The sequence below is a fragment of the Hyphomonas sp. NPDC076881 genome (assembly GCF_050269995.1).
Taxonomy (GTDB): domain Bacteria; phylum Pseudomonadota; class Alphaproteobacteria; order Caulobacterales; family Hyphomonadaceae; genus Hyphomonas.
Map to the genome: position 1 here is coordinate 33,557 of NZ_JBNNJJ010000020.1, position 10,663 is coordinate 44,219.

At 58.2% G+C, this 10,663-nt stretch carries 12 protein-coding genes; 5 read left to right on the top strand and 7 right to left on the bottom strand.

Going from position 1 to position 10,663, the window contains the following annotated elements; translation table 11 throughout:
- Positions 1 to 162: 162 nt before the first annotated feature.
- From ACQKI2_RS17220 to ACQKI2_RS17230, 3 genes are all read right to left on the bottom strand, one after another.
- Complete coding sequence (locus ACQKI2_RS17220) at positions 163 to 1,251, bottom strand: FecR family protein (RefSeq protein ID WP_427380859.1); 1,089 nt, start codon at positions 1,249 to 1,251, stop codon at positions 163 to 165.
- Positions 1,252 to 1,288: 37 nt separating this feature from the next.
- Positions 1,289 to 1,873 (bottom strand): RNA polymerase sigma factor, encoded by a 585-nt coding sequence (locus ACQKI2_RS17225; protein ID WP_427380860.1) that lies wholly within the window; start codon positions 1,871 to 1,873, stop codon positions 1,289 to 1,291.
- A gap of 210 nt (positions 1,874 to 2,083) precedes the next feature.
- On the bottom strand, positions 2,084 to 2,815 hold the full coding sequence (locus tag ACQKI2_RS17230; protein WP_427380861.1) for an aspartate/glutamate racemase family protein: 732 nt from the start codon (positions 2,813 to 2,815) through the stop codon (positions 2,084 to 2,086).
- Positions 2,816 to 2,983: 168 nt separating this feature from the next.
- On the opposite strand from ACQKI2_RS17230, the gene ACQKI2_RS17235 reads away from it, so the two are divergent.
- Positions 2,984 to 3,445 (top strand): Lrp/AsnC family transcriptional regulator, encoded by a 462-nt coding sequence (locus tag ACQKI2_RS17235; RefSeq protein ID WP_427380862.1) that lies wholly within the window; start codon positions 2,984 to 2,986, stop codon positions 3,443 to 3,445.
- Positions 3,446 to 3,488: 43 nt separating this feature from the next.
- Here ACQKI2_RS17235 and ACQKI2_RS17240 read toward each other — a convergent pair whose 3' ends face one another.
- Entirely contained in the window at positions 3,489 to 3,887 is a 399-nt protein-coding gene (locus tag ACQKI2_RS17240; protein ID WP_427380863.1) for a helix-turn-helix domain-containing protein, read from the bottom strand.
- 935 nt (positions 3,888 to 4,822) lie between these two features.
- Between ACQKI2_RS17240 and ACQKI2_RS17245 the strand changes: the two genes are divergently transcribed.
- Positions 4,823 to 5,452: a response regulator gene (locus ACQKI2_RS17245; protein ID WP_427380864.1), complete on the top strand. Its 630-nt coding sequence runs from the start codon at positions 4,823 to 4,825 to the stop codon at positions 5,450 to 5,452.
- 8 nt (positions 5,453 to 5,460) lie between these two features.
- Here the strand turns inward: ACQKI2_RS17245 and ACQKI2_RS17250 are convergent, their stop codons facing one another.
- The 3 genes from ACQKI2_RS17250 to ACQKI2_RS17260 are packed head-to-tail and all read right to left on the bottom strand — an operon-like array spanning position 5,461 to position 7,923.
- Positions 5,461 to 6,528 carry a hypothetical protein gene (locus ACQKI2_RS17250; RefSeq protein WP_427380865.1) on the bottom strand — a complete coding sequence of 356 codons (1,068 nt, stop codon included), beginning with the start codon at positions 6,526 to 6,528 and terminating at the stop codon, positions 5,461 to 5,463.
- A gap of 38 nt (positions 6,529 to 6,566) precedes the next feature.
- Complete coding sequence (locus tag ACQKI2_RS17255) at positions 6,567 to 7,016, bottom strand: hypothetical protein (protein ID WP_427380866.1); 450 nt, start codon at positions 7,014 to 7,016, stop codon at positions 6,567 to 6,569.
- Between the two features lie 49 nt (positions 7,017 to 7,065).
- Positions 7,066 to 7,923 (bottom strand): metallophosphoesterase family protein, encoded by an 858-nt coding sequence (locus tag ACQKI2_RS17260; protein WP_427380867.1) that lies wholly within the window; start codon positions 7,921 to 7,923, stop codon positions 7,066 to 7,068.
- A gap of 274 nt (positions 7,924 to 8,197) precedes the next feature.
- Here ACQKI2_RS17260 and nusG point away from each other — a divergent pair, with 274 nt between their 5' ends.
- The 3 genes from nusG to ACQKI2_RS17275 all read left to right on the top strand — a co-directional run.
- A complete protein-coding gene (gene nusG / locus ACQKI2_RS17265; protein WP_427380868.1) occupies positions 8,198 to 8,734 on the top strand; it encodes a transcription termination/antitermination protein NusG in 537 nt (178 codons plus the stop codon).
- The gene (locus ACQKI2_RS17270; protein ID WP_427380869.1) at positions 8,731 to 10,086 is read left to right on the top strand and encodes a sugar transferase; all 1,356 of its coding nucleotides are present in this window, start codon (positions 8,731 to 8,733) and stop codon (positions 10,084 to 10,086) included. Before nusG ends, ACQKI2_RS17270 begins: the two co-directional genes overlap by 4 nt.
- A gap of 323 nt (positions 10,087 to 10,409) precedes the next feature.
- A partial coding sequence (locus ACQKI2_RS17275; RefSeq protein ID WP_427380870.1) for a 3-hydroxyacyl-CoA dehydrogenase NAD-binding domain-containing protein occupies positions 10,410 to 10,663 on the top strand: 254 nt, incomplete at its 3' end.

Sequence of the window (10,663 nt, forward strand, 5' to 3'; positions counted from 1 at the left end):
CCTGTTGGCCGTCTCAAGGGTAAGACGGCGGAGCTTTGAAAAACCCCCATGAAGTTTTGTTCTTTTATGATGTTTTTTGTCATGGCGTAACGGGATGTTGAATCTGGATCACTCTTTGCAAGTCCCGGATACCGCCGATCCTGCGCAAAAGGATCCAGATCATCAGTCTGCGGATCTCAGGATCAGCTTGTTGTCTTCGGCCTGCTCGACATCCACCCCGAAGGACAGCTCAAGCGCCTCAAAGAAAGCTTCCGTCTGCCCGATACGGAACACCCCGCCGAAACGGAGTTCGGCGAGTTCCTCGTCATCGATCACAATCTCCTGCGATGTGTATCGCTGCATCTCGCTCACCACCTCTCGCAGCGGCGCATCCTGAAAGTCAAGGAAGCCGGATCGCCAGGCGAGTTCACGCGACAGGACGTTTTCGGGAAGGCGCTCTATCAGCTCGGCGCGGCTGAGCGGAGAAACCTCCAGCCGCTGACCGGCGCCCAGCATCTTCCGGGCCGCAGGCTGCGACGGGGCCGCTGCGGGGAGTGTCTCCACAACCCCCGGCGCAGAAGGCTTCGCTGCCCGTACGGGAGCCTCGCCATAGGCCACCCTGCCTTCAGAGACCGTGACGACAAGCTCCTCATCCGTCCAGCGTACGGAAAATGCGGTGCCGACCGCCGTGACAGAGCGGTCTCCGGCATAAACCGTGAAAGGCCGCGCCGTGTCATGCGCAACTTCGAAGAAGGCCTCTCCCTTCTCGAGATAAACGTTGCGCCGCCCTTTCGCGAACGCCACCTCAACACGGCTATCTGTATTCAACTTGACCTTTGAGCCGTCTTCCAGCGCGACCTCGCGGGTTTCCCCCACAGGCGTCACCAGATAAACCGGTTCAGGCTCTACAGGCTGGGAACCCGGCGTTCCGGTAAATATGGCGAAGGCCAGCGCGCATGTGGCAACCATCCCAAGCGCGCCCCAGCCCAGCATGGGAGCGGCGCGGCGCGAAGGGGTAGCCCGGCGGACAATCCGTTGGCGTTTGGCTGCCTCCCGCAGGGGGGCTGCCATACCGGCCAGCACGTTGACCTCGCGGGAGAGTTCGGCGAGCCGGCGGATTTCCACATAATGCCGCGGGCTGCGCTGGACCCATTCCCGGAACGCGGCCAGATCTTCCTTTGAGAGCTTCCCAGTCTCAAGCTGCGCCAGCCAGGCCGTCGCTTCCGACACCAGGTCCGGCGCATCGGGCGAGAGCACATCTTTTTTTGTCATCTCACACCGTTTCTATCGCTGCCATTTTCAGGCCGGCTTAATCTCCCGTACCGGCCCACCAGCGCCGCGCTTCACCCGGACCGCTTTCTTCAAGCCGGCGATCCAGGAAATCGCAGCAACGTCTCAAACCCGCCGCCACATGCTTCTCGGTGGTGCTGACCGAGATTCCCAGCTTCCTGGAAATTTCCGCATGAGAATAGCCGTAGACCTTCTTTAACACAAACACCTGCTGGCATTGTTCCGGCAACGTCGCCACTGCCTCCCAGAACAACAGCATGCGTTGGCGTCCCTCAACCTGATCCTCGATCAGAGGCTCATGGGATGAGACGGACTCCGGGGCAAAATCCTCAATGAAATCTATCACGGAGCGTGATTTTTTTTCGAGAGCATCGCGCACCACATTGCGGGCGATGGTGTAAAGATAGGCTTTGGGTTGCAGGATATCGCGCTCCCGCTCGGCCTGCAGCGCCCTCAGAATGGTCTCCTGGGCAATATCGTCGATGTCCGAGTTGGAAGGAGAGATACGGCGCACGAAGCGGCGTATGGCCGCTTCCTGTTCGCGAAATACCGAAAAAATGCCACCCTGGGCATCCCTTCTCGGGTGGTTCGCATCTGACACCATTCAAACCGTTCCAATCTTCAGATTTGACCACCGCAATCGGCAAGGGATCCCTCCCTTCATTGCCGCCGCCAAATTCAACACTCCCTGCCCTGCCACCCGCCGGCTGCGCGCCCCTGGAGGCGCAAACCGGCCAGCTTTGTGCGGGGTCTGCGTAGTTCTTGAGCAGTTCCCGCAAGTAACGCCCGGCGCAGCGGCTTACAATCAGCCCCGCTAAACACTTTCTGAAGCGGCCCGGCCGGACGCGGCCTGCCCGCCGGAAAGCGCAAAGCGCACGGCGGCGGCGGCATGAATGGCGGTAGAGTCGTATCCCGGCAGCGCAAGCCCGCCGGCATCAATCAGCAGCTGGATCTCGGTACATCCGAGAATGACCGAATCTGCGCCCCGTTTCGCTGCGGCCGCGATAATCTCGTGCAGCAGGCGGCGGGACTGCTCCTGGATGATGCCCTGACAAAGTTCATCGAAAATGATCCCATGAACCTTGGCCCGGTCCTCTGCCTCGGGAATGATGACCTCGATGCCATGGGCTGCCATCCGCTGGGTGTAGAAGCCCTGCTCCATCGTATAGCGCGTCGCCAGCAGCAGCGGCCGGCTCCGGCCATCAGTCTTCAGAGCGGCAGCTGTTTCATCAATGATATCTATCAGAGGCACCCCCGACATGCGCGCCACCTTATCGGCAACCAGATGCATCGTATTGGTGCAGATCAGGACACAGTCGGCCCCGGCCCGCGCCAGCCCGGCGCCCGCCCTCCCAAGCAACGCGCCGGCCTCATCCCAGCGATCTGCCGTCTGAAGGGCCACCACATTTGAAAAGTCGAGCGAGTTGAGGATGACATCCGCAGATGCGAGGCCGCCCCGCTGATCGCGAACCGCTTCATTGATGTAGCGATAGTAAGTCGCCGTGGACTCCCAGCTCATGCCGCCAATCAGTCCAATCGTTTTCATTCTGTCTGCTCCGGTTATACGACCACTCCATATGCATACCCCACCCCGCCGAGATCCCGCGCGCAATTCCGGAGCCATTTATCTATGAATGCGCAAGTTTGAAGCGCTGTTTTGGATCTATACGCATTTGGATTGCGCGCATCATGCGTATAGCGCTATGTGTTCTTCATGCTGGATGATCGCGACCGCAAACTTCTCGCCCTGCTTCAGGAAAACGCTGAGACGCATGTGGCCGATTTGGCCGAAGCCCTTTCGCTTTCCCCATCGGCCTGCTCACGCCGGATCGCCCGGCTGCGCGCCGAAGGCTACATCACCGGCGCGATGGCAATGCTCGACCGGAAGAAGATCAACCTGCCGACCACGATCTTTCTGCTGGTGCGTACCGGGCGGCACTCCAAGGACTGGCTCGACCAATTCCACAACGCTGTAAATGCGATCCCGGAAATCGTCGAGGTTCACCGCCTTACCGGGAATTTCGACTACATCCTGAAGCTCGTGCTGCCCAACGTCGAATATTACGACACGGTCTACAAACAGCTCCTGAAGCGGATGGAGATGTACGACATGTCCGCCTATATCTCGATGGAGACGGTAAAGCTCTCGCCGGGCCTGCCCACCCGGCATATCTGATCCCCCCGGACATCCGTTTCAGCGCATTGCGCGACATGCCCCCTCAGCATTTCCCGGAAAGCGCGCGCAAGACATCAACCATCAGCTTCAGAGACTCCTCTGTATGCATACGTTCAATGAGAAAAGCAGCCTCTCTCCGCAAGGCATCCATCCTTCCGGGGTGCTGGCTTGCGCGCCCCTCAAGCTTGGTTTCCGGTTTCTGGAACAGCACCGCCACCGGCACGCCGAATATATCGGACAAACGCGCAATCACCCCAGCGCTCAAGCGATTGGAGCCGGTTTCGTATTTCTGGAGCTGCTGATGACTGATGCCGAGCTCAACGGACAGCCCGGTCAGGGATTTCCCCCTCTGCGTTCGCAGGCGGCGCACATTGTCTCCGACAAGGCGGTCAACATCTGTTGGTAAGCGCGAGCCTGAGCCGTGCTTTCTCGGCGCCTTCATAGGGCTCTCTCCTGAGTTCGGCACACCCCCGCAAGGAAAGGATCCTTGGGGACTGAGCCTTGGCAATTTTTCCCCATCCCAATTTGCGCACGCCGGACTTTGTCCTCCGCGCGCCAGCTCTTGTCTCGTCAGACGCAGGAAGGCGTGAAACCTCCCCCTTCTGCCCCAAGCCGGCTCTGCGCCAGCCTTTCCCTTCTCTATCAAGCCGTTAAGCAGCGGCGCTCGATGCGTCCATTTACCCGAATGGATAGTGCGCTCCCGCTGCGGGAATCGAATATTCTGCCCAAGGAACAGTTTGATTTTTCACAGAATTACTTCTGGTGAGATCGCGGCTCCCTCTCGCCCTCCCACAACAAACAAGTCATAAGGGGTACCCGTTTGGATAGGTTGAGCAGGGGTCTGCGATCTGACTATGGATAGTTGCAGAGATCTGTGTGCCCCTTTCACATGCGTCTCTTACTGTTCAGGCTGCAGCTTGAGTGGTAGGCGACCGCTTCCAAGTCCCCCACCCACCGAAGTGGTCGCCGGCCGGGCAATTGCGCTCACATTTTGTTCAGTTAAACCTGAAGATGCAGCCCCTTTCCCTTATTCACGGGAGAAGGCTTTTAATCTGCCGTATGCGGTAAGATCAGCCGAAATTGTTACGCATCAAAAACGCTGCCTTGGGCGCGTCAGTGTCGTTCAAAAAAGTCGAAACCGCGTCGCTAATTCGAACTTATTGTCACACCGGAGGATAGTATAATTTACCCTCCCCATTTGGGTTACCGATATAACACACCCTTTCTATCTAGTCTTCTCCGGTAACCTACACCTATACTCGCGGGGGTTGCGAAATAGCGCCCGGAAAACTTGGCAATATTTACGAAACCTACACCAGAAGTTGGAGGTTTCGCAAAACCATAGTGAGAGGCCGTTCCTGTAACGTGCTGGGAAAAATGAATATTCTTGTCGCCGACGACCACAACCTGTTTGCAGATGCTCTTTCGTGCCTTCTGGGGGCACATCCGGAAATTTCTGTCATCCACAAATCATCTGACTATGCGAGCACAATACGTATGCTTTCGGCTACCGAGGGCGTAGATCTGCTCCTGCTGGACCTGCGCATGCCCGGCATGGAAATCCCCAACGGCATTAGCCGGATCAAGGAATGGTTTCCGGCGCTCTGCGTCATTGCGCTGTCCGGCTCCGCTTCGCGCCAGGAAATCGAATCCTGCATTGCCAGCGGTGCCCAGGGATTCATTTCAAAGACAGTTCTCGGGCACGAAATCGTCAGGGCCGTCAAATTGATCTACAATAGCTCCTCATCGTCTCTGGAAGACGTAACCTTTGGCATAAAAGAACACAGCGACCGGACGAAACTGCGCCTTACCGAGAGAGAGCACAATGTTCTCAGCCTGCTCCACCGGGGAATGACAAACAAGGAAATGGCCAAGGAGATTGGCATCTCTCCTGAAACGGTGAAGATTTATGTCAAATCCATTGGTGACAAGCTGAGCGCGCGCAACCGGACGGACCTGATTGTGCGCGCTTTGGAAACCGGCTTGATTCAGAACCTCGACAGCTGATCCAGCTGTCAGGCGATCCCTTGCTCGGGGCTGGACTCACCATGCTCCTGCGGCCGCTTCCGCCGGAGCCAGCGTTCAGGGGACCGCTCAAAGAGGCTCATATCCCGAGGCCGCCAGAAATGTTGGCCGGACCTCGGGTGCCGGGCTCCATCGATGGCGGGCATACCGCCCTCCTGATTGAACTGCATGGACGAGAATCCAAGCGGCAGTTCCAAATCCGGCGAAAGATACATCCGCGCGCCGCCGCCCTCGTCGAGATGGCGCGCGGAAGGGAGTATTCCAAAGTCCATGATCGGTGTGAAATTGCAGCCATCTGGCTGATCGCTGCCCATCGGCTCGTAAAACCGCGCATCAATATCTGGGTCGATACCGATCTGGCGGATGAGCGAAATACGGTTCCGGAAAAGGCTCTGCGTCTCAGGCGAAGCATTTGCCCACCAGTCCATCAGCAGCCGCCCGCCCACCGGCGCGCCCAAGTGATCAAAATGACAGGCACGCCGCCCCTCCCTGACCCTGTTGAGGAAGGAGACACGCAGGTGCAGATCGGGCCTCGAGAAGGCAATCGTCCGCCGGAAACGCGCCCACGCCCGGCACCAGGACAGATGCGCCGGGGCGCGGTGTCCACCGCCCCAGGAGTAATGCGATCGGGCAAGAAAGATCAGCACGCCTTCGGCTGCTGGGTTAATGCGGCTTACATAGATAAGCGCCTGCTCAAGCCGGCGATTGAATACGGCTTCCACAACCTGATCTGACGCATCATGCCCCAGTGCGGCATCCGCCATAAGAAGAAGATAGGGGCGCCGCTCTCCCGGAGTGGCGCCCGGAAGAACCGTCCAGTTATGCAGTCCATATACGCCAGGGGCTTGCTGCAACCCGGCTTCACCCGCCTGCACGACAGTGTTCAGGATATCCTCGGCCTTGTTTGCATCACCGTGCCATTGCCGAACGCTTCCCCGGATTCCTGCATGATCCATTCTTCTGTCCCCTGCGTAATGTTGTTTTACTGCTCCGCGCGCACAACCAGCATGGGCCGCACACCTATATTTTCTGCGTCTATCCCGAACAGCGCCTGCCATGCTTCCAGATGATTTGGACGCCGAGCCAAGCGCACCGATCAGCGGCTGACAGGGTCCTCGCCACCATCATCATTGTCGCGCGTGGCGACATATAACCCCAGTGCGCCCGCACCGGTAGCGACAACTGCGGACGTTGATATTGTCCCACCACTGAGTATTCCCGGCGAGTCGATCTGTGTGATGGGCACCACACATAAATCCCCCGTCAGGACTATCGTGCTCATCGGCTCAACAACACGCCGGCAGTCCGTCACATTAAGAACAACGCGGCCAACCCCGCTCGTTGAAATCCTGTCTCCCAGGAAGACGGGATCACCCGATCCGAGGGAATAAGTCGCCCCGTCGCGCTGGACGATCACGGAACCGACTTCACCTTCCACAAGTGATGCCTGTCCGACACGGACGGCACCGCCGGACGGGGTGTCTGGCGTCTGCTCCGCCCCGGCAGGAAACGGTCCTGACAGGATAACCGCAAGCATTGCAGTCATGGTGCTTCTGTATTTCAGCATAATTCACTTTCCTGTTCTTGCGGGCTGCTCACGCAGCGCCTCTATACCAGGCACCGAACCTGGATCTGCCAAAACGGCCACCGGAAGAGGCGGCCTCATCCCGGCCGGGACCAGCTGCCCCGGCACCTACTGCCTGAAGGGTCGCCCGGTTCGCGCCGTCTATCATCAAAGCGCTCAACACCCCGCTACGATAAGCACCGGTATCCACGCAGATCCTGTTCCTGCGGATGACGGGCTCAGCACATACAGAGTGACCATGCACCACGACATGACCGAAACGTTCCGGGCTGCTCAGGAACGGCTCCCGGATCCATCGCAAGTCGCGTGGTGTCTGATCGCTTAGGGATCGCCCCGGCCGGACGCCCGCATGCACGAACAGGTAATCTCCGAACACCACATAGTCATGAAACGATGCAAGGAAGCTGAGATCTTCAGGCGGAATGTGTTCCTGCAGCACCCGGAGCATCTGGGCATCAGACTTTCCAGCAAGATCCTTTGGGCGAACACCATAGCTGGCAGCACATTCTTCGCCGCCGTGCAGAAGCCAGGCCCTGAGCTGGGACACATCTTCCCGCATCCCTCTCAGAAGGCTCTCTTCATGATTTCCCATCACGAAGTAGGGCCAGACAAAGGGGGGAAGTCCATGCCTGAGAAAATCAATAACACCGCGGGAATCCGGACCGCGATCAATGACGTCTCCCAGAAAGACGAGAACCACCTCCTTTGTGGGCTGCGTATGGTTATGCGCTGAAATCTGCTCGATCATCTGCTCAAGCAGGTCCAGGCAACCATGGACATCACCGATGACATAAGCCCGTTTGCCCGGGGGGCCAGATGGCCGCTCCCGCTCCCCACGCAGCCGGCGGAAGATCCTTTCAGCCATCATGGGCCGCCCGTCCGCAAGATGAACCAAGGACACCGATCTAATCCGATCCCACACCGCATGTCAGACACACCTTTATCCCATGATGCCCCCTGATCGGCGCCGGGTAACCCTCCCCATTTGGGGGCCCCGTGAAGATGCCAATGAGGGGAGTGCCCGCCACCTCTAGTTCCTGCGATCCTGAGCGTCATCAAGATGAGGGGCTAGGATCTGTCACGGGCCGCTTGCGCCGCAAGCGGAACCTTAGGCGGCGCCGGCTTGGGAATAAGGGGGCACAATGAGCCAGATAAATCCGCCATCGGATCATACCGATTCTGTGGCTGAACGTGGCTATTGGTATGCCGTTCAGACACTTTCTGCGCAGGAAAGCGTGGCCATCACCCATCTGAACCGGCAGAAATACCGCACATTCTGCCCCATGATCTCACGCAAGGTTCGTCATGCCCGGAAGACTTCCATCCGGCACAAACCTCTCTTTCCCGGATATGTATTCGTACAGCTGGACCCTTCGCGGGATAACTGGCACTCCGTAAACGGAACCTATGGTGTGTCCCGGCTGATTGCCTTTGATGGGCGCCCCAGTCCTGTGCCGGCTGCCGTCATGAACGCGCTACTGGCATTTTCCGACGCCCCCTTGCCGCCTGATGATATCCCCTGTGGCGCAAGGGTGCGGATCGACTCCGGCGCCTTTGATACCTGGGTCGGTGAAATCTGCCAGCTTCCGGACCGGGATCGCGCTGTGATTCTCCTCGACCTGCTGTCCCGCAAGGTCCCCGTCACCGTTTTCCGCCACCAGATTTCAAGAGTTGCATGACCCAGCCCCATCCGAACCTGCCTCATTCCCTGGGCTTTTCCCACGCGGATACCCGAAGCCTCACCCAGACGCATGGAGGCCGTCTCCTCCAGACTGCAGCCGCAGTTCTGGAACGTATGCGCGTTCAGCTGTCGGGGGGGCTCATAGTCGCCATAGCGCTGCCAGCAGTCATCCTTCGCCTCCTGTTTCCCGATGGCGTATATGCCATCGATGTGCTGATCTCTTTCGGTGCTGCGCTTGCCGGCCTGACAGCGGGCTTCACGATATTCCGTAAACTGTCTTCGTATGGCACCTCGTGCCACGGCCTGATCAGCATCGCCAGCTTCACCGCGAGCTTTGCAAGCGTGGCGTCGGCATTGTGGCTGTTGGATATTCCCCCCTCCCCGATTTTTCTCAGCATCAGCTGGGCACTGACAGTCGTGTGGTTCTGGTTCGTTTCAGCCGCCATCGCTTACCGGCGGCCGGGCATTTATATTGTGCCCCCTGGAACTGATCTGAGAAAGCTTGACGCCGTTCCGAATGCCACCTGGATCAACGTCAAGGAAGTTTCCGAAGCGGCGGGTTTCGGGAACATTCCCGTCATATCAGACGCGAGCGCAATCACTGCGGATACGGACTGGCCCAGCTTCCTGTGTGAGGCAGCCATCAATGGCAGGACCGTTCTCACCCCCGATCAGCTCATGGAAGCAAGCGCCGGCCGTCTGAGAATATCGGGTGGATACGCCCAGGACATCGCCCGGTCGCCCGGTCATGACGCCATCTACCCGAGGGCGAAGCGTTATGTCGATGTTTTGACATCGCTCATTGCCCTCGTGTTGCTCTGCCCCGTCATGCTGCTTCTTGCGGTGATCATCCGGATGGAAAGTCCGGGTCCCGCGATCTTCCGGCAGAAGCGGATGGGGTATCGGGGGCGAGAGTTTACGGTCTACAAGTTCCGATCCATGCGGGCTGCCAGGGAAACGGGTGACGCACTGTCACGCGATATGACGCAGACAGATGATGATCGCATAACGCCCATCGGCCGGATTATCCGGAAGGTCCGGGTCGATGAACTGCCGCAGATAATCAACATCCTGAAAGGTGAGATGAGCTGGATCGGCCCAAGACCCGAAACCGTGAATCTTTCGCGCCACTATGAACGCAACATCCCTCATTACCGCTACCGGCATATGGTTCGCCCCGGCATCACAGGCTGGGCCCAGGTTCGCCAGGGGCACGTGGTCAGCGTTGAGGACGTGTCAACCAAACTGGAATACGATTTCTTTTATGTGAAACACCTCTCGCTCTGGCTTGATATTCTAATTGCGGTGCTGACTGTGCGCGTGGTTCTCACCGGACACGGCGCAAAATAGCCTGCCAGCAAGCCCTGAGTTCATGATAAATTAATCCGTATGCTTATTAACTAAGCCGTCTGGACGATTCAGAATTCCTGCATGATATCATGCACTTTGGATTCAAATTTGTGCAGCAGGCTGATTTTTTTCAGTTTTCATCCGGCAAATGTTGACCAGCTGGAATCTGAAATATAACACTGCCGACGCTCCGGAATACTGCCCCGCGCACCAGGGAGTGCGGTAGCTTTGGAGCCCCCTCTTACGCCAGTCCTCCTTCCGATTTTGTCCTGCGGCAGACGCAAGGCAACAGCGAACGAGATCTGGCCTGATTATGGTTTCCCATGCGTGTTGCGATTATTGGTACGGGCTATGTAGGGCTTGTGTCTGGGGCCTGTTTTGCTGATTTCGGGCATACGGTGACCTGCGTGGACAAGGATGCCGGCAAGATCGAGAAGCTGAAGGCGGGCGTCATGCCGATCTATGAGCCCGGCCTCGACGCCCTGGTGGCGAGCAATGTCAAGGAAGAGCGGTTGTTCTTCACGACCGATGCCCGCGAAGCGATCAAGGGCGCCGATGCGGTGTTCATCGCGGTGGG